The 24,372-nt window shown below is 71.7% G+C and carries 20 protein-coding genes; 11 read left to right on the top strand and 9 right to left on the bottom strand.

Annotated elements, in window-relative coordinates; genetic code table 11:
* Nucleotides 1-53: 53 nt before the first annotated feature.
* Nucleotides 54-1,457, top strand: a complete 1,404-nt coding sequence (locus ACIQI8_RS07475) for a bifunctional transcriptional activator/DNA repair enzyme AdaA (RefSeq protein ID WP_402346745.1) — start codon at nt 54-56, stop codon at nt 1,455-1,457.
* On the top strand, nt 1,454-1,945 hold the full coding sequence (locus tag ACIQI8_RS07470; RefSeq protein ID WP_402345855.1) for a methylated-DNA--[protein]-cysteine S-methyltransferase: 492 nt from the start codon (nt 1,454-1,456) through the stop codon (nt 1,943-1,945). Before ACIQI8_RS07475 ends, ACIQI8_RS07470 begins: the two co-directional genes overlap by 4 nt.
* Here the strand turns inward: ACIQI8_RS07470 and ACIQI8_RS07465 are convergent.
* The 3 genes from ACIQI8_RS07465 to ACIQI8_RS07455 form a co-directional block, all read right to left on the bottom strand.
* A complete protein-coding gene (locus tag ACIQI8_RS07465) occupies nt 1,942-2,325 on the bottom strand; it encodes a PPOX class F420-dependent oxidoreductase (RefSeq protein WP_402345853.1) in 384 nt (127 codons plus the stop codon). The two genes, ACIQI8_RS07470 and ACIQI8_RS07465, sit on opposite strands and share 4 nt — an antisense overlap.
* Nucleotides 2,326-2,414: 89 nt before the next feature.
* Nucleotides 2,415-2,897, bottom strand: coding sequence for a DUF456 domain-containing protein (locus ACIQI8_RS07460; protein ID WP_402345851.1), 483 nt, complete (start codon nt 2,895-2,897; stop codon nt 2,415-2,417).
* 91 nt (nt 2,898-2,988) lie between these two features.
* Nucleotides 2,989-3,978: a helix-turn-helix domain-containing protein gene (locus ACIQI8_RS07455; RefSeq protein WP_402345849.1), complete on the bottom strand. Its 990-nt coding sequence runs from the start codon at nt 3,976-3,978 to the stop codon at nt 2,989-2,991.
* 452 nt (nt 3,979-4,430) lie between these two features.
* Between ACIQI8_RS07455 and ACIQI8_RS07450 the strand changes: the two genes are divergently transcribed.
* Nucleotides 4,431-5,960 carry a protein phosphatase 2C domain-containing protein gene (locus ACIQI8_RS07450; RefSeq protein ID WP_402345847.1) on the top strand — a complete coding sequence of 510 codons (1,530 nt, stop codon included), beginning with the start codon at nt 4,431-4,433 and terminating at the stop codon, nt 5,958-5,960.
* Nucleotides 5,961-6,043: 83 nt separating this feature from the next.
* On the top strand, nt 6,044-7,786 hold the full coding sequence (locus ACIQI8_RS07445; protein WP_402345845.1) for a pyruvate dehydrogenase: 1,743 nt from the start codon (nt 6,044-6,046) through the stop codon (nt 7,784-7,786).
* Between the two features lie 18 nt (nt 7,787-7,804).
* On the opposite strand, the gene ACIQI8_RS07440 is transcribed toward ACIQI8_RS07445, so the two are convergent.
* Nucleotides 7,805-9,097: a helix-turn-helix domain-containing protein gene (locus tag ACIQI8_RS07440; RefSeq protein ID WP_402345843.1), complete on the bottom strand. Its 1,293-nt coding sequence runs from the start codon at nt 9,095-9,097 to the stop codon at nt 7,805-7,807.
* A 230-nt stretch (nt 9,098-9,327) separates the two neighbouring features.
* On the opposite strand from ACIQI8_RS07440, the gene ACIQI8_RS07435 reads away from it, so the two are divergent.
* Nucleotides 9,328-9,942, top strand: a complete 615-nt coding sequence (locus tag ACIQI8_RS07435) for a hypothetical protein (protein ID WP_402345841.1) — start codon at nt 9,328-9,330, stop codon at nt 9,940-9,942.
* A 128-nt stretch (nt 9,943-10,070) separates the two neighbouring features.
* Nucleotides 10,071-10,541 carry a hypothetical protein gene (locus ACIQI8_RS07430; protein ID WP_402345839.1) on the top strand — a complete coding sequence of 157 codons (471 nt, stop codon included), beginning with the start codon at nt 10,071-10,073 and terminating at the stop codon, nt 10,539-10,541.
* Nucleotides 10,542-10,553: 12 nt separating this feature from the next.
* On the opposite strand, the gene ACIQI8_RS07425 is transcribed toward ACIQI8_RS07430, so the two are convergent.
* Nucleotides 10,554-13,562, bottom strand: coding sequence for an alpha-mannosidase (locus tag ACIQI8_RS07425; protein ID WP_402345838.1), 3,009 nt, complete (start codon nt 13,560-13,562; stop codon nt 10,554-10,556).
* A gap of 271 nt (nt 13,563-13,833) precedes the next feature.
* Between ACIQI8_RS07425 and ACIQI8_RS07420 the strand changes: the two genes are divergently transcribed.
* A complete protein-coding gene (locus ACIQI8_RS07420; RefSeq protein WP_402346743.1) occupies nt 13,834-14,235 on the top strand; it encodes an ATP-binding protein in 402 nt (133 codons plus the stop codon).
* Nucleotides 14,236-14,327: 92 nt separating this feature from the next.
* Here the strand turns inward: ACIQI8_RS07420 and ACIQI8_RS07415 are convergent, their stop codons facing one another.
* On the bottom strand, nt 14,328-15,374 hold the full coding sequence (locus tag ACIQI8_RS07415) for a DUF2637 domain-containing protein (protein ID WP_402345836.1): 1,047 nt from the start codon (nt 15,372-15,374) through the stop codon (nt 14,328-14,330).
* Between the two features lie 303 nt (nt 15,375-15,677).
* Nucleotides 15,678-16,523: a (2Fe-2S)-binding protein gene (locus tag ACIQI8_RS07410; protein ID WP_402345834.1), complete on the bottom strand. Its 846-nt coding sequence runs from the start codon at nt 16,521-16,523 to the stop codon at nt 15,678-15,680.
* Nucleotides 16,524-16,680: 157 nt separating this feature from the next.
* Between ACIQI8_RS07410 and ACIQI8_RS07405 the strand changes: the two genes are divergently transcribed.
* Nucleotides 16,681-17,478, top strand: a complete 798-nt coding sequence (locus ACIQI8_RS07405; RefSeq protein WP_402345832.1) for a GntR family transcriptional regulator — start codon at nt 16,681-16,683, stop codon at nt 17,476-17,478.
* Nucleotides 17,479-17,607: 129 nt separating this feature from the next.
* Here ACIQI8_RS07405 and ACIQI8_RS07400 read toward each other — a convergent pair whose 3' ends face one another.
* Both ACIQI8_RS07400 and ACIQI8_RS07395 read right to left on the bottom strand, forming a co-directional pair.
* Nucleotides 17,608-18,390, bottom strand: coding sequence for a hypothetical protein (locus ACIQI8_RS07400; protein WP_402345830.1), 783 nt, complete (start codon nt 18,388-18,390; stop codon nt 17,608-17,610).
* 137 nt (nt 18,391-18,527) lie between these two features.
* Nucleotides 18,528-20,198, bottom strand: a complete 1,671-nt coding sequence (locus ACIQI8_RS07395) for a PucR family transcriptional regulator (protein ID WP_402345828.1) — start codon at nt 20,196-20,198, stop codon at nt 18,528-18,530.
* 301 nt (nt 20,199-20,499) lie between these two features.
* Between ACIQI8_RS07395 and ACIQI8_RS07390 the strand changes: the two genes are divergently transcribed.
* The 3 genes from ACIQI8_RS07390 to ACIQI8_RS07380 are packed head-to-tail and all read left to right on the top strand — an operon-like array spanning nt 20,500 to nt 24,372.
* Nucleotides 20,500-21,390 carry an FAD binding domain-containing protein gene (locus ACIQI8_RS07390; RefSeq protein WP_402345826.1) on the top strand — a complete coding sequence of 297 codons (891 nt, stop codon included), beginning with the start codon at nt 20,500-20,502 and terminating at the stop codon, nt 21,388-21,390.
* Entirely contained in the window at nt 21,390-21,974 is a 585-nt protein-coding gene (locus ACIQI8_RS07385) for a (2Fe-2S)-binding protein (protein WP_402345824.1), read from the top strand. The genes ACIQI8_RS07390 and ACIQI8_RS07385 overlap by 1 nt, the downstream gene beginning before the upstream one ends.
* A 1-nt stretch (nt 21,975) precedes the next feature.
* Entirely contained in the window at nt 21,976-24,372 is a 2,397-nt protein-coding gene (locus tag ACIQI8_RS07380) for a xanthine dehydrogenase family protein molybdopterin-binding subunit (protein WP_402345823.1), read from the top strand.

Raw genomic sequence — 24,372 nt, 5'->3', positions numbered from 1 at the left:
CGTCTGATTTCCGCTAGCCCGGTGGCTCCTCCCGGCGGAGACTTGGACACGTGATGGACGACGACAGCAGGTACGAGGCCGTGCGGAGCAGGGACGGGCGGTTCGACGGGGAGTTCTTCTTCGCCGTGCTGACCACCGGGATCTACTGTCGGCCCAGCTGCCCGGCGGTGACGCCGAAGCGGCGGAACGTGCGGTTCTTCGCCACGGCCGCCGCCGCGCAGGGGTCGGGGTTCCGGGCCTGCCGGCGGTGTCGGCCCGACGCCGTGCCGGGGTCCGCCGACTGGAACGTGCGGGCGGACGTGGTGGGGCGGGCCATGCGGTTGATCGGCGACGGTGTCGTTGACCGCGAAGGGGTCGCCGGGCTCGCCACGCGGCTCGGGTACAGCGCTCGGCAGGTGCAGCGGCAGCTCACCGCCGAGCTCGGTGCCGGGCCCGTCGCGCTTGCCCGGGCCCAGCGGGCGCACACCGCGCGGGTGCTCGTGCAGACCACCGACCTGCCGATCACGGAGATCGCGTTCGCGTCCGGGTTCGCCAGTGTGCGGCAGTTCAACGACACGGTGCGGGCCGTGTACGCGGCCACGCCGAGCGGCCTGCGGGCCGCCGCGCCGCAGACCGGCAGGGGTGGGCCGCGGGTGGCCACCCCGACGGCCGGGATCCCGTTGCGGCTCGCCCATCGCGGGCCCTATCAGGCCGGTGCCGTCTTCGATCTGCTCGCCGCCGAGGCCGTGGCCGGGGTGGAGGACGTCAGTGGGGTGCCGGGGCGGCGCGTGTACCGGCGCACCCTGCGGCTTCCGCACGGCACCGGCATCGTCGCCGTCGACGAACGGGGCGGTACCGTCCGGTCCGCGACCGGCGCTCACCCGGGCGGGTGGCTCGATGCCCGGCTGCACCTCACCGACCCCCGCGACCTGACCACCGCCGTACAGCGGCTGCGGCTGCTGTTCGACCTCGACGCCGATCCGTACGCGGTCGACGAGCGGCTCGGCGGCGACGAGCGGCTCGCGCCCATGGTCGCCGCCCGGCCGGGGATACGGTCGCCCGGTGCCGCCGATCCGGCCGAACTGGCCGTGCGGGCACTCGTCGGGCGGGACGCGGCCGAGCGGCTCGTCCAGCGGTACGGCAAGGCGCTCGACGCGCCCTGCGGCAGCCTCACCCACCTCTTTCCCGAACCGGCGGTCCTCGCCGAGGCCGAACCGCACGGCACCCTGGGCGCGCTCACCGCCGCCCTCGCCGACGGTGCCGTACGCCTCGATGCCGGCGTCGACCGTGACGACGCGGCGGCGGCCCTGCTCGCCCTGCCCGGCATGGACGCGGCCACCGTCGCCACGATCCGGGCCCGCGCCCTCGGCGACCCCGACGTCGCGCCGCCCCTCCTCGACACACCCGACAGCTGGCGCCCCTGGCGCTCGTACGCCTTGCAACACCTGCGTGCCGCAGGGGAGTTGGAGTTCCGATGAGTGACCCCGTGCGCTATGCGTATGTCGACAGCCCCGTCGGCGCGCTGCTGCTCACCGCCGACCCCGACGACGGCGCACTGACCTCCCTCACCGTGCCCGGGCAGAAGAACGGCCGTACGGTCCAGGAGGGTTGGGTGCACACGCCCGACATCTTCCGTGCCGCCGGCGAACAGCTCGCCGCCTACTTCGGTGGTGAACTGAAGGACTTCGAGCTGGAGTTGCGCAGCGACGGGAGTGAGTTCCGGGAGCGGGTGTGGGGGGCTCTCGGGTCGGTGCCGTACGGGGAGACCACGACCTACGGTGAGATCGCCGCGCGAATCGGCGCCTCCCGGGCGGCCGTTCGGGCCGTCGGTGGTGCGATCGGCGCCAATCCCCTGCTCATCGTGCGGCCTTGCCATCGGGTGATCGGCGCCGACGGTTCACTGACCGGGTATGCGGGCGGTCTGGAGCGCAAGACCGCACTGCTGTCCTTGGAGGGCGTGCTCTAGGGCTCCGTGTCCACCTGGTCCAGGCCCCAGCTGTGGATCCGGCGCGGGTGGACGCGGATCACCTCTTCGCTGAAGTGCGGGCCCAACTCGTGCGGGCCGCTGAGGAGTTCGGCGGCGCCGCGGATGTCCACGCCGCGTACCCGCCAGGGGTGCAGGCTCGCGATGTCGTCGACGACCAGGGCTGCCTTCGGGTTCTTCAGGAGGTTGCGCCACTTCTTGGTGGAGCCCATCGCGTAGCCGCCGATCAAGATGGTGCCGTCGTCCTGGAGGAAGAAGCCGACCGGGTTCGCCTGCGGCTGCCCGTGCGGGTCGACGGTGGCCAGTCGGCCCAGCCGCTGCGACCTCAGATACGTACGCTCCGCCTCGCTGAATTCGGTCATGGCAGCAAGCCAAGCACCCGGGGCGGGCCCGCACATCGGCCGCACGGACCAGGACCGTGGGCTTACGCCCCCGCCGGCCGTCCGTGCCGTCAGCCCCAGATCACCGCCCCCAGCCACGCCCCCGCGATCAGCAGGCAGGTGAACAGCTCCGCCAGCACACTGGACCCGCCCGAGCGCATCGCCGTCCGCAGGGCCGCCCGCGCCTCTCCGTGGCCGCCCAGGCGGAGCCGTTCGCCGACGTAGATACCGGCCATGAAGCCGGGTATCGCGCCCAGCACGGGGATCAGGACGAAGCCCAGCAGCGCGCCCGCCCCCGCGTACACGCCCATCCGGGGGGTGGCTCCGCTCGCGCGCAGCCTTCTCGGGGGCAGCATCCAGCGCACCACCTGGCTGAGCAGGAGCGCGATCGTGGCGCCCACCAGGACACCCCATGCCACCGGCTGCGGGTCCTTCAGCGCCCACCACAGAACCGCGGCCCATACGAGCCACGATCCCGGCACCCCGGGCACGAGTACTCCACACAGGCCGAGCAGGAGGACCAGGCCGACCAGCAGGAGGTCCCACACTCCCATCTGACCAGAGTGCCGGAGGGGAGACGAAGCCGCAGATCAGGACCGGCCGGCAAGGGGCGGTCGGGGGTCGGGAGGGCCGGGCGGGCGCGGGTCACAAGGACCCGTCCCTGGTCACCCAGCCCCGCTCGTAGGCGTGCCAGCCCAGCTGCAGGCGGGTCGTCACGCCGGTCAGTTCCATCAGGCGCTTCACCCGGCGCTGCACGGTCCGCAGGCCCAGGTCCAGCTGTTTGGCGACGCTCGCGTCGGTCAGGCCGGCCAGCAGCAGGGACAGCACCTCCAGGTCGGTGGTGTCGGGGCCGTCCGGGGTCTCCTCGGTGACCCCGGACGCGCCGAGGCGCAGCGGCAGCGCGTCCCGCCACACCGACTCGAACAGGCCGGAGAGCAGTTCGAGGAGGCCGCTCGCGTGGACCACCAGCGCGGCGGGTTCCGAGGTGTGCGAGGTGAGCGGCACCAGGGCCGTCGTCCGGTCGGCCACCACCAGCTTGGTCGGGACCCGCTCCACCACCCGGATCCGCTCCTCGCGGGCGAGCGCGGCGGACAGCTCGGTCATGCCGTCCGGCAGGTCGAGGACGGACCGCTCCACCACCACCCGGTAGACCACACCGCGGTCGGTGGCCTGCTCCTCCGCCTCGTTCTCGCCGCCGGAGACGACGGCCGGGTTGCCGGTGACCAGGGCGCAGACCTCCTCGCTCGCGCCGAGCTGGAGCTGCAGGAAGCGCTGGGCGACCGCCGCCGCGCCGATCACCACCTCGACCAGGTCGTGCACGGCGGGCTCGGCCGCCGTCGCCCGGTACTCCTCGGCCAGCAGGGCCGCCGCCAGTTCCGCCTTCTCCAGTTCGTGCCGTTGCTGGGTGAGGAGGGCGCCCAGGGCCACGCCGGGCGGGGCGGCGACCCAGCGGCCCGGTCGGGCCGAGGACTGGGCGGCCAGCCCGTGCCGCTCGAGGCGGCGCAGCGCGCGCTCCGTGTCGTGCTCGCCGAGCGTCAGTCGCCGGGCCAGGGCGGACACGTCGGCGGCGCCCACGGACACCAGTGCGCGGTACGCCGACTCGTGCGTCTCGTCCAGCCCCAGTACTCCCAGCATCAGCTGTCGCCCTCCCCGTCGAACCGGCCTCGCGCGTGCCCGCGTATGGCGGAAAACAGCCATGGCGCAAACCCGCCTCCGCACATCATCGCCGTACCACCCGTCCCTCTGCCAAGGTGGCGCCACCGCGGACGCATTCCTGGATCACAGCTGGTCTTCAGGGTGCGGGGGCACAATCAGGCCGGTCCGGCAGACGCGGAGCGGGACGCGGTCACTCAGAACGTGATCCGGGCCCGAGACGTGTCGTCGGCACGCAGGGGATCCGGGCCCGGGTCACCTCGCTGTCGCCGGGCGGTTCTCCCGTGGGGGGTGGAACCGTCCGGCGGCTCCAACTCGCCACTCCCGCATCACTGTTCGACAGTTCACTCGACACGCCGTTCGATGCGCGATGTCGTACCGGTTTTTGCTGATGCCCCGTTTTCATCCGGCCCGCGCGGTGGACAATTAGGGGCATGAGCCAGCAGGGGGGAAGTCCCACCGGTCACGAGGACGACTGGTGGGGACAGCTGTACGACGACTCCACCGAGGACACGGGCCCGGCGGGCGCCGCCGACTCCCTCGACGACCGTTTCGCGTCGGCGACGGAAGCGGTGACGGACGGTTCCGGTGGGAACGCGGGTGCGAGTGCCGGCGCAGGCGGCAATGGCGGTGCGGACGTCAGCGGCGGTGCCGTGGCGTGGGGTGCCGGCGACCGGGCGGGGACCGGCGTTCCCGCGCAGCGGCCGGCGATCACCGGCACCGACGCCCCGGAGGCTCCTCGCACGGGCCACGTCCAGGACCGCGTTCCATGGGAACCACCGCTCGCCGCACCCCAAGCTCCGGAGCCTGCGGTGGCGGCCCCACCGGCCCCCACCGCACCACCCCCCGAACCCCGCACACCGCCCGGCACCCCGCCGACCCCGCTCGGGCCCCCGCCGGCCGGCTTCATCGCTTCCGTCCAGGACGCCCCACCCGCCCCCTCCACCTCCCCGGTCCTCCGCACCGCCACCCACCTGGACCTCCCGACCCTTCCCCCGCCCCACGTCGACTACGTCGGCTCCGGGCCGCCCACCTACGACGCCGAGCCCACCGCGCTGCCGCCCGCCGATCCGGACGATCTCGACGATCTGGTCGCGGACACCGTGCTGGACGGCGCCCGGTACGGGGCCTGCACGCTGCGGGCCGTGTCCGTGCGCGGGGACTCCGCGCGGTTCCGGGGCGAGCCGCGCCGCGACTCGTTGCTCACCGCGCGGTTCGGCACCGGCGCGGACGCGCTGGTGCTGGTGGCGATGGCGACCGGCGCCCGGGCCACGCCGGGGGCGCACCGGGCCGCCGCCGAGGCCTGCCACTGGATCGGGCGGGCCGTCGGCCGCAGCCACGCCCGGCTCGCCGAGGACATCAGGTCCGGCCGGCGCGGTGACCTGAAGTCGGGGCTGCACCGGCTGACCGACCGCAGCCTCGGTAAGCTCCGGGCGGGCGCCGCCGAGCAGGGCGTCGACCCGGAGGAGTACTCCGCGACCCTGCGCTGTCTGTTGCTGCCGGCGGACCCCGAGTGCCGTACGCGTGTCTTCTTCGGTGTCGGCACGGGCGGGCTGTTCCGGCTCAGGGACGGCGAGTGGCAGGACATCGAACCGCGCGTCACCGATGTCACCGGCGACGCCGTCGTCGGCTTCGGCTCGCTGCCCTCCGAGACGCCCGAGGGCGACCGGCTCACCATGGACCTGGGCATCCCGACCCCGCCGAGCCCGTACGAGCCCGCTCCCGAGCCGCCCCACGAACCCTTCCGCTTCCGCGCCTCGGTGGCCCAATCGGGTGACACGCTCCTGATGTGCACGGGCGGACTGGCCGAGCCGCTGCGGGGCGAACCCGATCTGTGCCGGTATCTGACCGGCCGATGGGCCGGAGGCGGTGCGCCCGGGCTCGCCGCCTTCCTCGCCGACACCCAAGTCAGGGTCAAGGGTTACGCCGACGACCGGACCGCCGCGGCCGTTTGGGAGGCGTGAGGCGTCGGGCTGTGAATTCATGGAACCCAGGGGGACCGGAAAGATCGCGAGATCCAGCGGAGACCTAAGGGGCACCCAGAACCATGGCCAAGCAGAACGTCGCCGAACAGTTTGTCGACATCCTCGTCCGTGCCGGAGTCAAACGCCTCTACGGAGTCGTCGGCGACAGCCTCAACCCCGTCGTCGACGCGATCCGCCGCAACTCCGCCATCGACTGGGTGCACGTGCGCCACGAGGAGACCGCCGCCTTCGCCGCCGGCGCGGAGGCGCAGATCACCGGGAAGCTCGCCGCCTGCGCCGGTTCCTGCGGGCCCGGCAACCTCCACCTCATCAACGGCCTGTACGACGCCCACCGTTCGATGGCGCCCGTCCTCGCCCTCGCCTCGCAGATCCCCTCCAGCGAGATCGGTCTGGGCTACTTCCAGGAGACCCACCCCGACCGGCTGTTCACCGAGTGCAGCCACTACAGCGAGCTGATCTCCAGCCCGAAGCAGATGCCGCGGCTGCTGCAGACCGCGATCCAGCACGCCGTCGGGCAGTCGGGCGTCAGCGTCGTCTCCCTCCCCGGTGACATCGCCGCCGAACCCGCCCCCGACAAGGCCGTCGAGACCGCCCTCGTCACCTCCCGGCCCACCGTCCGGCCGGGCGACGCCGAGATCGACAAGCTCGTCGACCTGATCGACCGGGCCGAGAAGGTCACCCTCTTCTGCGGCAGCGGCACGGCGGGCGCGCACGCCGAGGTGATGGAGTTCGCGGAGAAGATCAAGTCGCCCATCGGCCACGCGCTGCGCGGAAAGGAGTGGATCCAGTACGACAACAAGTTCGACGTCGGCATGAGCGGTCTGCTCGGCTACGGGGCCGCCTACGAGGCCACCCACGAGTGCGACCTGCTGATCCTGCTCGGCACCGACTTCCCCTACAACGCCTTCCTCCCCGACGACGTGACGATCGCTCAGGTCGACGTCAGGCCCGAGCACTTGGGGCGCCGCTCCAAGCTGGACCTGGCCGTGTGGGGCGATGTGAAGGAGACCCTGCGCTGTCTGACCCCGCGGGTGAAGCCCAAGGAGAACCGGCGCTTCCTCGACAAGATGCTCAAGAAGCACGCGGACGCGCTGGAGGGGGTGGTCAAGGCCTACACCCGCAAGGTGGAGAAGCACACCCCGATCCATCCCGAGTACGTGGCGTCCGTACTGGACGAACTCGCCGACGAGGACGCCGTGTTCACGGTCGACACCGGTATGTGCAACGTCTGGGCCGCCCGCTACATCACCCCCAACGGCCGCCGCCGCGTGATCGGTTCGTTCTCCCACGGCTCGATGGCGAACGCGCTGCCCATGGCGATCGGCGCCCAGTTCACCGACCGGGAGCGACAGGTCGTGTCGATGTCCGGGGACGGCGGATTCTCCATGCTGATGGGGGACTTCCTGACGCTGGTGCAGTACGACCTTCCCGTGAAGGTCGTCCTCTTCAACAACTCCTCCCTCGGCATGGTCGAGTTGGAGATGCTGGTCGCCGGGCTGCCCTCCTACGGCACCACCAACAAGAACCCCGACTTCGCGGCCGTCGCCCGCGCCTGCGGTGCCTACGGCGTGCGGGTGGAGAAGCCCAAGGATCTGGCAGGCGCCCTGAAGGACGCCCTCAAGCACAAGGGCCCGGCCCTCGTCGACGTCGTCACCGACCCCAACGCCCTGTCCATCCCGCCGAAGATCAGCGCCGAGATGGTGACCGGCTTCGCCCTGTCCGCCTCGAAGATCGTCCTGGACGGAGGGGTCGGCCGCATGCTCACGATGGCCCGCTCCAACCTGCGCAACGTGCCCCGGCCGTAAGGGCGGTCCGATCGCCGCTCAGTAGCCCACTGTCGGCACCCACGCCCGCGCGCCGGCGTCGTTCGTCCCGTACCAGTAGCGCGGCAGACCCTTGGCGCTGGTGGTACGGAACGGACTGCCGTGGTCGTCGATGCGGACGGTGCCGGTGCGGCCCCCGGAGGACCACTCCAGCTCCAGGTACCAGCTGCAGTCACAGGTCGAGGTCGTCGCGTCGACCAGCAGCACCTCGGGGTCCTGGGCGGACACCTTGTACGGGAACTTCACCGCCGGGATCGGCGACCCGGTGTCGTTGCCCGCCTGGGCATGGGCGACCGGGCGGTCCTTGTCGAGGTTCACGGAGAAGTAGCGGGGGGTGAGCCCGCCGCCGCAGCCCTGGTCCATGGCGTAGTCGATGCCGGCCATCGGGGCGGCGCGGCCGACGACACGGACCCGCAGGCCTTCGAGGACCACCGCGGTCGAGGACCGTCCCTGCACCGTGATCTGCACCTTGGTCAGCCGCCCGTGCACCGCGCCCTGGGTCGCCGCCCACACACCGGCGTCCTGCTGGGCCGGCGGCGGCGGGACCTCGGTGATCGGCTTGTCGATGACGTAGTCGTGACCGCAGGTCCCCTCCCAGATCTGGTCGTCGGCCGTCCAGGTCAACGGCGTACCGCTGCCGCCCGAGGCGGGTCCGCTGGTGCCCTTGCCCGTCGGCCCCTCCTTCCTGGGGGTCGGGGACGCCGAGGACTTCTTGCCGGACGACGGCGACGACGAGGCCGAGCGGCTGGGGGAGGGGCTGCCGCTCGGGGTCGCCGAGCGGGTGGCGGTGCCGGCCTCCGTCGTACGGGAGGTGTCCGGCGTACTGGCCGACTTGGCCGGGGGACGGTCGTCCGACAGAGCGGACAGGCTGCCCAGCGTGAGCATCAGGACGGAGGCCGCGGCGGCGCCGACCAGGATGCGGCGCTTGCGGTACCAGGGGTGGGCCGGCGCGGGGGCGGAGGCCGGCCCGGGCAGCCCGCCCTCGGCGTTCGCGCTCTCCTCCGTGTTCTCGGCCGACGCCGGTTCGGCGGCTCGCGGACGCTGCCGGGCCGCCACCGCGAGCAGCCACAGGCGGTGCAGTTCGTGCCGCTCCTCAGGCGTCGCATCACAGAAGGCGGCGAACCGCTCCACAGGAGCGAAGTCCGTCGGCACCGCTTCGCCCGCGCAGTAGCGGTGCAGCGTGGAGGTGTTCATGTTCAGCCGCCGGGCCAGTGAGCCGTAGCTCCGGTCCGTGCGCGCCTTCAGCCGCCGCAGCAGCGCCGCGAACTCCTCGACGTCGTCCCGAGTCGACACCGTACCCCCGTCATATGTCGGATCCCAGGCTCGGACCCGTATCCCAGGCACTCCATATACCTGCACGTCAGATGGGCTGGGATGGTTCCATCATGACGCATCCGGCGTCGGCGCTTGCGGCCGGCTCCGGTGACGGCCGATGCTCTTGGTGTCGCACCGACCAGGGCCGGACCGACCATCCGCCGCCGGTACGACTCCGACACTCATGCACTCATCCACGGGGGACACCCATGCCCAAGCGCACCAGAGCCGGCGCGCTCACCGTACTCGCCATCGCGGGTCTCGCTCTCGGTACCTCACTCGCCGCACCGGCGAGCGCGGCTCCGAAGGCGCCCGGCTTCCTCGCGGCCAAGGAGCTGCCGCCGCACCCCAGCTCCATCTGGACGGCCGACAAGGTCACCGCCGGTGTGCCGGAGGAGACGGAGTGGGACACCTGCCTGCGGGCCCTGCCGGGCCAGAAGAACGCCTGGCACCGTGACTTCCGGACCGACCTGGACACGAACGCCCGCCAGATCAGCGTCACCCTGGCGAACACCAAGGCCGCCAAGGCCTTGGTCTCGAAGCTGAACAAGGACCTCAAGTCCTGCCCGACGCGGCTCGACGCCGACCCGGACCTCAAGGCCTCCGGCAAGGACTACGGGACGGTGGCCGTCGAAGAGGGCGCCCACGTCTACGGCGTGCACACCGAGGCCTCCTGGGGCGCCAGCGACGTCCGTCTCGTCTCGGTCGGCCGGGACGGGAAGACGGTCACGGTCGTGAACTGGGCCCAGATGGGCGACCTCAAGGACGCGCCCGTGAAGGCCTTCAAGAAGACGACCGTCACGGCGGTCAACAAGCTCCACTGACCGCCGCCACCAGCTGGGGCCGCCCTCCCGCACGGGGGTCGGGCGGGCGGCCCCATACCTCTCATCGCACACAGCACACGACAGCGACGCACGACCAGCGACGCACGACAAAAAACGGGGAAACAGACATGACCAGCAAGAAGAGCATCGCCCGCCGTTCCACCGTGGCCGCCGGCCTCGCCCTGGCCCTCGGCCTCGGCATCACCGCTCAGGCCTCCGCCGGAGCGCCGCGCAGCGTCAGCGGGACGCCGTCCGACAACATCACCCGCATCGCCGACTTCTACGGCGCCTACATCGACGCCGTGACCGACGAGGGCAGCGGCGACCTCGGCGACTCGCTGCGGGGGCACTACCTGACGGCCGCCTACCAGAAGCAGCTGTCCGCCTGGGAGGACAGGGAGCACGCCGACGGCGTCCTGCGCGCCCAGAACGTCCCGCTCTCCTGGAAGGTCACCGACAACGGCTCCACGAAGAAGTACACGGAGGCCGTGGTCACCCTCACCTGGAGCAAGAACAGCACCACCAAGGTCGTCGTCGACATGGCCCGCGACAGCCGCGCGATCTACCACATCGGTGCGAAGGGCCTGGCCAAGAAGTAGGCCGGGAGGGAGTCACTCCGGGCGCAGTCGCAGGGTGAGGATCCGGAACGGCCGCAGTTCGAAGGTCAAGTCGCTTTCGTGCAGCGGCCGTTCCAGCAGGTCCGTCACCTCGGCCCGGGCCACCGGGAACCCGGCGCCGAGCGTGGCCCGCGCCCGGCCGCCCCGGCACTCGTAGAGCCGGACCACGACATCGCCGCTGCGGTCCTCCGCGAGCTTGACCGACTCGACGGTCACGCCCGGGTGGTCGACCCGCACGAGGGGTGCCACGACCGGCGCCTCGGCCACCCGCAGCGGGAGGTTCAGGGCCAGCCCCTCGGCGACCGCGTGCACGACGTCGCCGCCGGGCAACAGGGCATAGGTGAGGCGGTGTCGGCCCAGGTCCGTCTCCGGGTCCGGGCTGTGTGGGGCGCGCAGCAGGGTCAGGCGTACGGTCGTGCCGAGGCCGTCGGCGTGGGGGGTGCGGGTCACGTCGTGGCCGTACGTCGAGTCGTTGAGGACCGCGACGCCGTAGTCCTCCTCGGCGACCCGGATCCAGCGGTGCGCGCAGATCTCGAAACGGGCCGCGTCCCAGGACGTGTTGGCGTGGGTGGGACGGTGGACGTGCCCGAACTGGATCTCCGCGGTGGAGCGTTCGGCGTGCACGTCCAGCGGGAAGGCGGCCTTGAGGACCTTCTCCGACTCCTGCCAGTCGACGTCCGTGACGATGTCCACCCGGCGGCCCGCCGCGGCCAGCCGGATCTCCTGCGTGATCCGCGACGTCCCGAAGGTCCGCGTCACCCGCACCGATGCCAGCAGCGGCCCGTCCGCGACCAGTTCCACCGACTCGACGTCCGTCAGGTCGGTGTGCCGGCGCCGGTAGTGCCGGTCGATGTCCCAGGCGTCCCAGGCGTTGGGGTGGTCGGGATGCAGCTGGAGGAGGTTGCCGGGTCCTGACAGCACCTCGCGGCCGGCGCGCAGGTCCCGGACCGAGGTGAGCAGACCCCGTGCGTCCACGGTGACCCGGAGCCGGGAGTTCTCCAACACGTGGGTGTCGCCGACCCGTTCGGCCCGGACGCTCTCGTCCGCCGTCTCCGGCACCGGCGCGCTGCCCAGCCCCGGCACGGTCACCAGACCGTCGCCCACGACCTCGGTGCGCGCGTACGGCGAGGCGTTGAGGACACTCGGGCCGCCCGATCCCAGCGCGGCCACCGACGCCGCGGTGATCTCCTCGATCTCCGCCAGCACCCGCGTGTACGTCTCCCGTGCCTCCCGGTGCACCCACGCGATCGAGGAGCCGGGCAGGATGTCGTGGAACTGGTGCAGCAGCACCGTCTTCCACAGCCGGTCCAGCGCCTCGTACGGGTAGGCGTACGAGGGATCGCGCACCGCCGCCGTCGCGCACCACAACTCGGCCTCACGCAGGGCGTGTTCCGAGCGCCGGTTGCCCTGCTTGGTCTTGGCCTGGGTGGTGTAGGTGGCCCGGTGCAGCTCCAGATACAGCTCGCCCGACCAGACCGGTGCCTGGGGGCCGTACTCCTCCTCGGCGGCGGCGAAGAAGGCGGACGGCTTGTCGACCGTGACCCGCGGTGAGCCCTCCAGGGAGCGCAACCGCCGTGCCTTCTCCAGCATTTCGCGGGTCGGACCGCCACCGCCGTCGCCCCAGCCGAAGGGGACCAGCGAGCGGGTGGCGCGGCCCTTGTCGGCGAAGTTGCGCTCCGCGTGCGCGAGTTCGCGACCGTGCAGTTGCGAGTTGTACGTGTCGACCGGCGGGAAGTGGGTGAAGACGCGGGTGCCGTCGATGCCCTCCCACCAGAAAGTGTGGTGGGGCATCCGGTTCGACTGGTTCCAGCTCAGTTTCTGGGTCAGGAACCAACGGATTCCGGCCAGTTTCGCGAGCTGCGGGAAGGCGGCCGTGTAGCCGAAGGAGTCCGGCAGCCAGACCTCCTCCGTCTCGGTGCCGAGCTCCTCGGCGAAGAACCGCTTCCCGTGCACGAGTTGGCGGGCCAGTGCCTCGCCGCCGGGCATGTTGGCGTCCGACTCGACCCACATCGAGCCCACCGGTGCCCAGTTGCCCTCCCGCACGGCCTTCCTGATCCGCTCCCAGATGTGCGGCTGGTGCTCCTTCACCCACGCGTACTGCTGGGCCTGCGAGCAGGAGAAGACCAGCTCGGGGTAGTCGACGGCGAGCGCGGTGACGTTGGCGAAGGTGCGCGAGGCCTTGCGGACCGTCTCGCGCAGCGGCCACAGCCAGGCCGAGTCGATGTGCGCGTGCCCGGTCGCGACGACCCGGTGCGCGCTCGCCGACGCCGGCCGCGACAGCACCTCCGCGAGCGCCGCGCGAGCGTCCCGCGCCGTGCCGGACACGTCGTGCAGGTCCAGCGCGTCGAGCATGTCCTCCAGGGCGCGCAGCACCTCGTGGCGCCGCGCCCGGTCCATCGGCAGCTCGTGCATCAGCTCCGAGAGCACCTCGATGTCGAGGCCCAACCGCCACACCTCTTCGTCGAGTACGGCCAGGTCGGCAGCGCGGAATCGGTAGATGGGCGCATCGCCGGCGGTCAGGACGTCGCCCAGATGCGTAGGCTCGAAGCCGTGCAGTACGGCCGGATTGGCGGCCGCCTCCAGGAGCAGATGCACCGGTTCACCTCCGCCCGCCGGGGCGCCGAGGGTCAGGTGGCGGTTGCGCGGGTGAATGCCTTTGAGGGGGACGCCCGCGGCGTCGTACAGCAGTCCCTCCGCCTGGAAACCCGGCCCGTCGCCGGTGAATCCGGGGTCGATCACCGCCTCGACCCGACGTCCCGCCCACTCCTCGGGCACCCGTCCGGCCAGCCGGAACCAACTCGTCGACCAGGGCTTTCCCCACTCCGTCCCGGTCGTGAAGGGCTCGTAGGCGGCCTGCAGCGCCTGGTCCACCGGGACCGGCTCGCCGGGCACATGCCACACGGACAGAGCCAGGGGCACCCGCGCCGCGTACTGCGCGGGCCGCACGAACTGCCGTACCGCGCGCTCCAGTCGGGCCTCAACCAACAGTCGGTCGTCGTGCACGGCGGCTCCCTCCACGCTCGGACGGCTCGGTCCAGGGTGTCATCCACCCGTCGGGCGGGGCCGCATCCGTGGCCGAACACCCGGTCGTCCAGGATTGGACATGACTGGCGCGTGTCCCAGAGGGCATGGATCCCCGTGAACGTGTTCGACAAGGAGGGGAACCGACATCGGCACGCGGGCGGGGGTCATGAAGAGGTACGCACGAGGGGGCGGTCCTGTGGCGATCGGGGCCTCCTCGGCCAGGACAGTGGAGGAAGAGGACGACGGTGCCATGGAAGAGGCGCGGTCGCCACAGCTTCGGCGCCGACTCGGGCGCGCCGATCTGAAGGAAGTGCCCGAGGCACGCCGGGCGTTGCGTGAACTGCTGAGGCAGTGGGGCCGGCCCGGACGATCGGAGATAGCGGAGCTGCTCACCAGCGAGCTCGTCACCAACGCACTCGTCCACACCGACCACGACGCGGTCCTGACGGCCACCGTCGGACCGCACGGACTGCGGGTGGAGGTACGGGACTTCGTGGCTCGCAGGCCGAGGCTGCGGGTACCGAGTGCCGACGAGGGCACGAACGGCAGGGGCCTGATCCTGGTGCAGTCCCTCGCGGACGCCTGGGGTGTGCGGTCGCACGCGGTGGGCAAGGCGGTGTGGTTCGAGCTGGACGATGCCGAGGCCGCCTGAGGTCCGCGGGCACGCGTCCGACGTGTCCGGACACGCGGAAGGGGCGCGACCCGTGGGTCGCGCCCCTTCCGCCGTTGCAAGAGCCCGCTCGGCTAACCGAACTGCTGCTCCAGGTCCTTGAGCTTGCGCTCCAGGGAGTCAAGGCGCGGCAGGGCCATTGTGTCGTCCTCCGCGGTGAGGTCGACGGTCACCTGTTCGGCGCCGGCCTTGCGGACGGGCTGGAGCGAGGGCCGCGTGCGGACGGGCAGGGGCTCGGGCGCCGATATGGCGTTCTCCGCGGGCACCGGGGCGGACACCCGCTCCAGGGCCTCGATCTGGCGCCCGCCGTTGCCGCCGCCGCGGCCGACGAAGCCGCGGTGGCCCCGGCTGATGGCCTTGAGCTGAGCGCGCTCCAGACGGTCCTGCTCCCGGCGGCGCAGCCGGTTCTGCTCCTTCATCCGCTTGTCCTCGCGCACCTCGTCGACCGCCTCGTCGAGACTGCGCACGTTCTCGAGGAGCATCAGCGACCAGGCCTTGTAGGTCTCGCGCGGTGCGCGCAGCCAGCGCACGATACGGATCTGCGGCAGCGGACGCGGCACCAGACCCTGCTCGCGCAGCGCGGCCCGGCGGGTCTGCTTCAGCGCGCGGTCGAACAGCACGGCCGCGGACAGCGACATGCCGGAGAAGAACTGCGGAGCGCCGTCGTGACCCAGACCCCTGGGCGCGTGCACCCAGTTGAACCAGGCCGCGGCACCCGCGAACGTCCACACCAGTATCCGGGAGCCGAGCGCCGCGTCACCGTGGCTGGCCTCGCGCACCGCGAGGACGGAGCAGAACATGGCCGCGCCGTCCAGGCCGAACGGCACCAGGTACTGCCAGCCGCCGGTGAGGCTCAGGTTCTCCTCGCCGAAGCCGACCAGGCCGCGGAAGGAGAGGGCGGCCGCCACCGCCGCACAGCAGAACAGAAGGACGTAGGAGGCGGTGCCGTATATGGCTTCCTTCCGCCTGCGGCGCTCCTCGCTGCGCTCCCACGAGTCGTCTTTCGCGTGCTCCCCGCCGGACCGCTTGCTCCGCGCGAGCACCGCTACCGCCGCCAGCATGCCCAGGAGCAGTACGGCGCCCGGAAGCAACCAGTTCAGCGATATGTCGGTCAGTCTCATCTGGGGTCCCTTGCATTGGGATAGGGCGTAACGCCCGCCATAGTGGCCCAATCCCAACGGCCCTCAGGCGTTTTCGGGGCAAGAGGCCGCCAAGGAAGTGCAAGGGGATGCCCAGGGCGACATTCTGCTCGAACTGCCACTTGAGGGGCGGGAGTTGAGTTCGAATAAGACTACCCGTACGGGTGGTTCCACGGAAAGTTCCTGCGGCAAGTGAGGAAATTGTGAATCCCCTGTAACCCGCCGGAAGCCTCGTTCGCGGGTGATCTTACGGGACGGCTCGCGGGCCCCGTGCCTGAGGGTCCCTCAACTCGCCTGCGGCAGCAGCCTGGTGACCCGCTCGGCGTCACCGGTGCGGGGGCAGGTGACGCAGGTGTCCTCCGGGCGCAGCGTGTAGAACATGCAGCAGCTCGCCCGGTCCCGGGTGGACAGCGACTCCCCGTCGGGGCCGGTGAGTTGACGGAACGCCGCCGAGCCGACGTAGGGCCGGGTGGCCCCCGGCAGCAGCTCCTCCAGCTCGCGCTTGGCCCGCTGCTCCTCGCCGACCAGATGGCCGACGTACCAGAGCCCCTCCACGATCTCGTCGGTCGCCATGCCCCACAGGGCCCGGCCGCGCCGCCGCATGCGCGGGCCGAAACCGGCGAGTACGGGTTCGAGGTGCTCGGCGACGGCGGCCCGCACCTCGGCCCGCAGCGCCTCCTCGTCGGCGACCACCCGGGCGCCGGGCAGGGCCGCCGCCGGATCGCCGGGCAGACAGGCGAAGCCGGCCGCCCGCACCGACAGGCGGCCCATGTCGAGATCCGGCACGGTGCGGTCGTACGAGACGTGGGTCACGGGGTAGCGCGGCACCCGGCGCAGCAGGAACCACGGCACGGTGATCAGGAGGCAGGCCGGCCAGGCGTACCGGTGCAGTCCGAAGCTCGCCACGACATCGGGGCGGGCGCGCTGCCCGTAGTCCCGCACCACCTGGTCGTCGTCCCAGGCCAGGAACGCGTCAAGCCCGGCCCCGCCCGCCGCGAGCGATTCGGCGGCGATCCAGCCGTCGGTCCGCGGGACGGGCTCCCCGGCGGGCCGTTCCACGACCTCCAGACCCGGAAGGACCTCGCTGAGGCGGGCGTACGCGGCAGTGAGCGGCGAGCCGGACACCGGCATGCGAGGACCACCCCATCCGCGATCGTCTAGAGGTAAGGCTTACCTTACCCAAGATCATCGGTGTTTGAACTGACGGCTTGTGCGCTTATGGTGCTTGACGGACGAGTAACATCGCGCCGTTAATGACCCCAAGTACCGAAACGTCCGAGGAGGACCCGTGAGGCAGAGCACGCCGAGCTCCGCGGAGACGGGAATCCCTCGGACCTGGACCGGCGCGACCAGGGTGCCGCCCCAGGCGGGCGCGGCCGACGTGCGACGGGAGCGGGCCGTCGCCGCCGGAGCCACCCGGGGCGAGCACACCCACAGCGAACTGCCGATCCCGGCCCCCCGCCCCGTCCAGCGGGCCTCCGTCCGCGGCCAGATCCTCGACGCCCTGCGCACCGCGCTGGTCGCCGGCGACCTCATACCCGGCGAGGTGTACTCCGCCCCCGCCCTCGGCGACCGCTTCGGCGTATCGGCCACACCGGTCCGCGAGGCGATGCAGCAACTCGCCCAAGAGGGCGCCGTGGAGGTCGTCCCCAACCGAGGCTTCCGAGTCATCGAACGCGGCGCCCGGGAACTGGCCGAACTCGCCGAGATACGCGCCCTCATAGAGGTCCCCGTCATGCTCCGCCTCGCCCGCACGGTCCCGCCGGAACGCTGGTCCGACCTGCGCCCTCTCGCCGAGGCCACGGTCCGCGCGGCCACCTCCGGCTGCCGGGCCACCTACGCGGAGTCCGACCGCACCTTCCACCGCGCGGTCCTCTCCCTCTCCGGCAACGGCCAACTGGTCCAGATCGCCGACGACTTGCACCGCCGAGCCCAATGGCCCCTGGTGGGCGGCCCCCCGACCCGAGGACGAGCCGACCTCCTGGCGGACGCGTCGGAACACACGGTCCTGCTGGAGGCACTGATCGCCAGGGACGTGGAGGCGGTACGGGGCTTGGTGGGCGAGCACTTCACGGGGATGGCTTGAGTGGGCGTGGCCGCCAACGTCCCTAGGGGCGCGGGGCTGTATCGACATGCGGCTCCGCCGCGTGGGCGCAACCAGCCACGACGGCGCCGCACCAAGCACCCAACGCAGCGCGGCACTGCCTCCGAAGCTCTAAGCGCTGGCCGCATCCGGCGCCGGCGGGGCCAACTGCCGCGCCAACCACGTCGGCACCCCACCCAGCAACCGGAACAACCGCCGAGCCTCCTCCCGCAACCGCGAGGCCTCCGGCTCGGACTCGGCATCGGCAAGGGACGCCAACGCAGGCGCGGTCCCCACCAGATACCCCAACTCCTCCCGGATCCTCAGCGATTCGGCGAAGCCGTGCCGCGCCTCGGCCAACTCCCCGTCCCGCAACGAGAGTCCGGCCAGGTGCCGCCAGGTGAACGACAGCAACAACGGATCCCCCAACGCGGTGGCTCCCGCATGCGCCCGCCGATAGGCGGCCCGCGCGGACTGAGGCGACCCGGTCAGATTCTCCGCGAGCAGCCCCCGCCGAAAGTCCAGCAGAGCCCTCCCCTGAGCCCCCGGAGGGATCAGCGCGGCCGCCCGACCCAGCGCGGCCCGCGCCTCGTCGGCCCGGTCCCGCACGGTGTGCAGCGTGGCCGCGTAGGCAAGGTACCCGCGTTCACAAGCGGCGGCGCCCCGCTCCTCGTCGGCATGGGCCAGCGCCTCGGCCGTCCGCAGCGCGTCCTCGGCGTCCTCCCAGCCCTGCTCGGTGTACAGACACCGTTCGACCAGCAGCGACGCCCGCTGCAGCGCGGCCGGCGCCGTGACCGGTTGGAGCAGGGCCGCCGCGTCGGCCCAGCAGGCCCGCGAGCGCAGCCGCCATACCGCGGTCTGGAGGGGATCGTCACCTGCGGTCGTTCCGGTACCAGACATGGCGGTATGCGCCACGTTGCCCTCCCCGAGCACGCCATCGAGCTTTGAGTGGTGGCCGCATCTCAGCACGAATCCAGGTACCGGGCCAAGGGGGTAGGTGAAGGATTTCACAAAGTCGTGGGTGTCGGCGGAGCCCGAGGCCCCGCCGGAGATCAGCTCATCCGCAGTGCCAGGAAGAAATCCAGCTTGTCCTCAAGGCGGGAGAGATCACGGCTCGTCAACTGCTCGATCCGGCCGACGCGGTAGCGCAGCGTGTTGACGTGCAGGTGGAGCCGGGTAGCGCAGCGGGTCCAGGACCCGTCGCAGTCCAGGAAGGCCTCAAGGGTGGGGATCAGCTCGGCGCGGTGGCGGCGGTCGTACTCGCGCAGCGGGTCCAGGAGGCGGGCGGTGAAGGCGCGGCGGACGTCGTCCGGGACGAACGGCAGCAGCAGGACGTGCGAGGCCAGTTCCTGATGACCGGCCGCGCTGACCCGGCCCGGGCGGGCCGCGGCCACCCGGCGGGCGTGCCGGGCCTCCTCCAGAGCGCCGCGCAGTCCCTCCGCCGAGTGCACGGCCGCGCTCACGCCGAGCGTGACCTGTCCGTCGTCGTCGAGACCGGCCGACAGCGGCTGCCGTACGGACTCCAGGAGCGCGTCGGCGACGATCCCGGACTCCGAGCCGTCGTGCTCCGCGGAGACGGCGGGCAGCGGGACCAGGGCGACCGCCTCGTCGCCGGTGTGGGCCACGGCGATGCGGTCGGAGGGCTCGGGCCCGGTGGCGAGCGGGTCGACCAGGATCTCCTCCAGGAGGGCCTGCGCGACCGGTCCCGGCTCGATGTCGGTGCCCGCCCAGTCGACCCGCGCCACGACCACCTGCCAGTGCGGGGCCGCGCCCAGGCCAGGCAGCAGCACCGGGGCCGCGACTCTCAGCCGGGCCGCGATCTCGCCGGGGGCCGCGCCGGCCTGGACGAGTTCGAGGACCTCCTGGGCCAGGCGCCGGCGGACCGTGCGCGCCGCGTCCCGGCGGTCCCGCTCGACCGAGATCAGCTGGGTGACGCCCTGGAGCAGGTCGAGGCGCTCCGCCGGCCAGTCGCCCGCGTCCGCCTCGACGGCCAGCAGCCAGTCCGACAGCACCGTCTCGCGCACGTCCCGGCCGGCCGGCGCGGGGCGGCCGGTGCTGCGGATCGGGAAGAGGCTGTACGTCGCCGGGCCGAGCGTCACCCGGTGGGGGCCGCGGCGGCCGGTGCGGGCGGCGGCGAGCTGCGCGCCGGCGAGCTTGGCGCAGGTGTCCGCGGGCAGCGCGCCGCTCACCTTGGGGCCCGCGATCAGGCGGCCGGTGGGGGACAGGACCCAGGCCCGCAGGTCCAGGTCGGAGCCGAGCAGGTCCAGGACCACGTCCGGGCCGCCGCCCGTCGGGCCCGAGGTCATCATCCGGCGGTGCCGGTCGACGACCGCCGCCAGGTCCCCGGCGCGCTCCCCGCTGACCTGCCGTACGACATGCTCGGTGATCGTCGCGAAGGCGACCGACTCGTGCACCGCGAACAGCGGCAGCCGGTGCCGGGCGCAGGCCGCCACCAGGTCGTCCGGGATGGCTCCGAGCTCCGCCTCGCCGGCCGCCAGGCCCGCCACCCCGGCCTGCGACAGGAGCCGTACGAACGGTTCGGAGTCGGTGGCGTCGTGGCGCCAGGCCAGACCGGTGAGGACCAGCTCGCCGCCGGACAGATAGCGGCTGGGGTCCCTGAGGTCGGTGGTCATGACACCCCGTACGGTGCGATCCAGCTCGTCCGCACCGCCGAGCAGTCTGAGGCCCAACGCATCCGTGTCCAGAAGTGCGCGCAGCCGCATCTCGTCGCCGCCGTTCCGTGTCTCGAAAACTACGATGAATCCTGAGGGGTCGTGGGCGCGGGACCGGGTCCCACGTTTCCACAGGAAATCGGAGAGGTTGCTGATGACCTCTATTCATACGAATCTACAAGATGCCCGCGTTGGCCAGCCAACTCCTTCATGGTTTCGGTGACTGACCCTGGTGGAGTACGGCGCTGTGTACTGAGCCCACTCCGCGTAAACAGCACATGAACGAGCCGGGGCCGCCGCACACGATCTGGCTCATTCCGTACGACCCACGAGACGAAGAAGAGAGCCGGTCATGGACTTCCTTCGCCCCGCCAGCTGGGAGGAGGCGCTCGCCGCGAAGGCCGAGCACCCCACCGCTGTGCCGATTGCGGGCGGCACCGACGTGATGGTCGAGATCAACTTCGACCACCGTCGGCCCGAGTACCTGCTCGACCTGACCCGTGTCGCCGACCTCTACGAGTGGGAGGTCGGCGAGGACAGCGTGCGGCTCGGCGCCTCCGTCCCGTACACGAGGATCATGGAGCACCTGCGGCCCGAGCTGCCGGGGCTCGCCCTCGCCTCGCACACGGTCGCCTCCCCGCAGATCCGCAACCGCGGCGGCGTCGGCGGCAACCTCGGCACCGCCTCCCCGGCCGGCGACGCCCACCCCGCCCTGCTGGCGGCCGGCGCCGAGGTCGAGGCCGAGTCGGTGCGCGGCACCCGACTGATCCCCATCGACGCCTTCTACACCGGCGTGAAGCGCAACGCGCTGGCGCCCGACGAACTGATCCGCGCCGTCCACATCAAGAAGGCGGACGGCCCGCAGCAGTACTCGAAGGTCGGCACCCGCAACGCCATGGTGATCGCCGTGTGCGCCTTCGGCCTCGCCCTGCACCCCAAGACCCGCACGGTCCGCACCGGCATCGGCTCGGCCGCGCCCACCCCGGTGCGTGCGAAGACCGCCGAGGAGTTCCTGAACGCGGCGCTCGACGAGGGCGGCTTCTGGGACAACGGCAAGGTCATCATCCCGTCGCTCGCCAAGCAGTTCGCGGACCTGTGCGCCGCCGCCTGCAACCCGATCGACGACGTCCGGGGCACCGCGAGCTACCGCCGCCACGCGGTCGGCATCATGGCCCGCCGCACCCTGACCTGGACCTGGGAGTCCTACCGCGGCGCCCGCCGCGCCTCGGAGGGAGCTGCGTAATGCGCGTCAACTTCACTGTCAACGGCCGCCCGCAGGAAGCGGACGACGTGTGGGAGGGCGAGTCCCTGCTGTACGTCCTGCGCGAGCGGATGGGCCTGCCCGGCTCCAAGAACGCCTGTGAGCAAGGCGAATGCGGCTCCTGCACGGTCCGCCTGGACGGCGTGCCGGTGTGTTCCTGTCTGGTCGCGGCCGGACAGGCCGAGGGCCGGGACGTGGTGACCGTGGAAGGCCTCGCGGACTTCGCCAAGCAGCGTGCCGAGCACGGGAATTGCGGGACGGGTGCCTGCGGTACGTCACTTGACGAAGCCAAGGGTTGGAACGCGAAGCCGCTGGACTCGCAGACCGGCGAAGGCGTCGAACTCGCCCCCATCCAGCAGGCTTTCATCGACGCCGGCGCCGTCCAGTGCGGCTTCTGCACCCCCGGGCTCCTCGTTGCGGCCGACGAGATGCTGGAGCACAACCCGACTCCGACCGACGCGGACATCCGCGAGGCGCTCTCCGGCAACCTGTGCCGCTGCACCGGCTACGAGAAGATCATGGACGCGGTCCGCCTGGCAGCGGCCCGGCAGGGAGAGGCGGTCTGACATGCCCGTCAAAGGCACCCCCATCGGCACTCCCACCAAGGTCACCCAGGGTTCGAAGACCAAGGGCGGCATCGGTGAGTCCACACTCCGCCCGGACGGCACGCTCAAGGTCACCGGCGAGTTCGCGTACTCCTCGGACATGTGGCACGAGGACATGCTCTGGGGCCAGATCCTGCGCTCCACGGTCGCGCACGCCGAGATCGTCTCCATCGACACCGTCGAGGCGCTGAAGACCCCGGGCGTGTACGCCGTCATGACGTACGACGACCTGCCGACCGACGTGAAGAACTACGGCCTGGAGATCCAGGACACCCCTGTTCTCGCGCACGGCAAGGTCCGCCACCACGGCGAGCCGGTCGCGATCGTCGCCGCCGACCACCCGGAGACCGCACGCCGTGCGGCCGCGAAGATCAAGGTCGAGTACCGCGAACTCCCGGTCATCACCGACGAGTTGTCGGCGACCGCGCCGGACGCGATCCTCGTCCACGAGGGCCGCGACGACCACCACATCGGCCATGTCCCGCACCCGAACATCGTGCACCGCCAGCCGATCGTCCGCGGAGACGTCGAAGCCGCCCGCGAGCGCGCCGACTTCATCGTCGAGGGCGAGTACACCTTCGGTATGCAGGACCAGGCGTTCCTGGGCCCGGAGTCGGGTCTCGCGGTGCCCGCCGAGGACGGCGGCGTCGACCTCTACATCGCCACCCAGTGGCTGCACTCGGACCTCAAGCAGATCGCGCCCGTCCTCGGCCTGCCCGAGGACAAGGTCCGCATGACCCTGTCCGGCGTCGGCGGCGCGTTCGGCGGCCGCGAGGACCTGTCGATGCAGATCCACGCCTGTCTGCTGGCCCTGCGCACCGGCAAACCCGTGAAGATCGTCTACAACCGCTTCGAGTCCTTCTTCGGCCACGTCCACCGCCACCCCGCCAAGCTCCACTACGAGCACGGCGCGACGAAGGACGGCAAGCTCACGCACCTCAAGGCCCGGATCGTCCTGGACGGTGGCGCCTACGCGTCGGCCTCCCCGGCGGTCGTCGGCAACGCCTCCTCGCTCGGCGCCGGCCCCTACGTCATCGACAACGTCGACATCGAGGCCATCGCCCTCTACACCAACAACCCGCCCTGCGGCGCGATGCGCGGCTTCGGCGCGGTCCAGGCGTGCTTCGCCTACGAGGCCCAGATGGACAAGCTCGCCGACAAGGTGGGCATGGACCGGGTCGCGTTCCGTCAGCTCAACGCGATGGAGCAGGGGACGGTGATGCCGACCGGGCAGGTGGTCGACTCCCCGGCGCCCGTCGCCGAACTCCTGCGCCGCGTTCAGGCGATGCCCATGCCTCCGGAGCAGCAGTGGGTCACGGCCGGAGAGGCCGCGGATGTACGGCAGTTGCCGGGCGGCCTGTCCAACACCACGCACGGCGAAGGCGTCGTCCGCGGGGTCGGCTACGCGGTCGGCATCAAGAACGTCGGCTTCTCCGAGGGCTTCGACGACTACTCGACGGCCAAGGTCCGTATGGAAGTCGTCGGCGGTGAACCGGTCGCGACCGTGCACACCGCGATGGCGGAGGTCGGCCAGGGCGGTGTCACCGTCCACGCGCAGATCGCCCGCACCGAGCTGGGCGTCACGCAGGTGACGATCCATCCGGCCGACACCCAGGTGGGCAGCGCCGGTTCGACCTCGGCCTCCCGCCAGACCTACGTCACCGGCGGCGCCGTCAAGAACTCCTGCGAGCTGGTCCGCGAGAAGGTCCTGGAGCTGGGGCGCCGCAAGTTCGGTACGTATCACCCCGCTTGGGCCACCGCGGAACTCCTCCTGGAGGGCGGCAAGGTCGTCACCGACGGCGGCGAGGTCCTCGCCCACCTGGTCGACGTGCTCGACGGAGAGGCCGTCGAGGTCGAGGCGGAGTGGCGGCACCGGCCGACCGAGCCCTTCGACCTCCGTACCGGGCAGGGCTTCGGGCACGTCCAGTACACCTTCGCCGCGCACCGGGCCGTCGTCGAGGTCGACACCGAGCTCGGCCTGGTCAAGGTCATCGAACTGGCCTGCGCCCAGGACGTCGGCAAGGCGCTCAACCCGCTCTCCGTCGTCGGCCAGATCCAGGGCGGCACGACCCAGGGGCTCGGCGTCGCGGTGATGGAGGAGATCATCGTCGACCCGAAGACCGCGAAGGTCAGGAACCCCTCCTTCACGGACTACCTCATCCCGACCATCCTCGACACGCCGACCATCCCGGTCGACGTCCTCGAACTCGCCGACGACCACGCCCCGTACGGGCTGCGTGGCATCGGCGAGGCGCCGACCCTGTCGTCGACGCCGGCGGTCCTGGCCGCCATCCGCAACGCCACCGGTTTGGAACTGAACCGGACGCCGGTACGCCCCGAGCACCTCACGGGCACGTGA

Origin of the sequence: Streptomyces sp. NPDC092369 (genome assembly GCF_044755245.1) — a bacterium.
In the GTDB taxonomy this organism is placed as follows: domain Bacteria; phylum Actinomycetota; class Actinomycetes; order Streptomycetales; family Streptomycetaceae; genus Streptomyces.
This window is presented reverse-complemented; position numbering and strand designations above follow the sequence as displayed.

What these genes read in the sequence shown, in the direction of transcription:
- ACIQI8_RS07415 (WP_402345836.1), bottom strand. Translation starts at nt 15,374, where the DNA reads ATGAGACTGACCGACATATCGCTGAACTGGTTGCTTCCGGGCGCCGTA.
- ACIQI8_RS07395 (WP_402345828.1), bottom strand. Translation starts at nt 20,198, where the DNA reads ATGCGGCTGCGCGCACTTCTGGACACGGATGCGTTGGGCCTCAGACTG.
- ACIQI8_RS07450 (WP_402345847.1), top strand. Translation starts at nt 4,431, where the DNA reads ATGAGCCAGCAGGGGGGAAGTCCCACCGGTCACGAGGACGACTGGTGG.
- ACIQI8_RS07460 (WP_402345851.1), bottom strand. Translation starts at nt 2,897, where the DNA reads ATGGGAGTGTGGGACCTCCTGCTGGTCGGCCTGGTCCTCCTGCTCGGC.
- ACIQI8_RS07475 (WP_402346745.1), top strand. Translation starts at nt 54, where the DNA reads ATGGACGACGACAGCAGGTACGAGGCCGTGCGGAGCAGGGACGGGCGG.
- ACIQI8_RS07380 (WP_402345823.1), top strand. Translation starts at nt 21,976, where the DNA reads ATGCCCGTCAAAGGCACCCCCATCGGCACTCCCACCAAGGTCACCCAG.
- ACIQI8_RS07465 (WP_402345853.1), bottom strand. Translation starts at nt 2,325, where the DNA reads ATGACCGAATTCAGCGAGGCGGAGCGTACGTATCTGAGGTCGCAGCGG.
- ACIQI8_RS07385 (WP_402345824.1), top strand. Translation starts at nt 21,390, where the DNA reads ATGCGCGTCAACTTCACTGTCAACGGCCGCCCGCAGGAAGCGGACGAC.
- ACIQI8_RS07410 (WP_402345834.1), bottom strand. Translation starts at nt 16,523, where the DNA reads ATGCCGGTGTCCGGCTCGCCGCTCACTGCCGCGTACGCCCGCCTCAGC.
- ACIQI8_RS07470 (WP_402345855.1), top strand. Translation starts at nt 1,454, where the DNA reads ATGAGTGACCCCGTGCGCTATGCGTATGTCGACAGCCCCGTCGGCGCG.
- ACIQI8_RS07430 (WP_402345839.1), top strand. Translation starts at nt 10,071, where the DNA reads ATGACCAGCAAGAAGAGCATCGCCCGCCGTTCCACCGTGGCCGCCGGC.
- ACIQI8_RS07390 (WP_402345826.1), top strand. Translation starts at nt 20,500, where the DNA reads ATGGACTTCCTTCGCCCCGCCAGCTGGGAGGAGGCGCTCGCCGCGAAG.
- ACIQI8_RS07435 (WP_402345841.1), top strand. Translation starts at nt 9,328, where the DNA reads ATGCCCAAGCGCACCAGAGCCGGCGCGCTCACCGTACTCGCCATCGCG.
- ACIQI8_RS07445 (WP_402345845.1), top strand. Translation starts at nt 6,044, where the DNA reads ATGGCCAAGCAGAACGTCGCCGAACAGTTTGTCGACATCCTCGTCCGT.
- ACIQI8_RS07420 (WP_402346743.1), top strand. Translation starts at nt 13,834, where the DNA reads ATGGAAGAGGCGCGGTCGCCACAGCTTCGGCGCCGACTCGGGCGCGCC.
- ACIQI8_RS07455 (WP_402345849.1), bottom strand. Translation starts at nt 3,978, where the DNA reads ATGCTGGGAGTACTGGGGCTGGACGAGACGCACGAGTCGGCGTACCGC.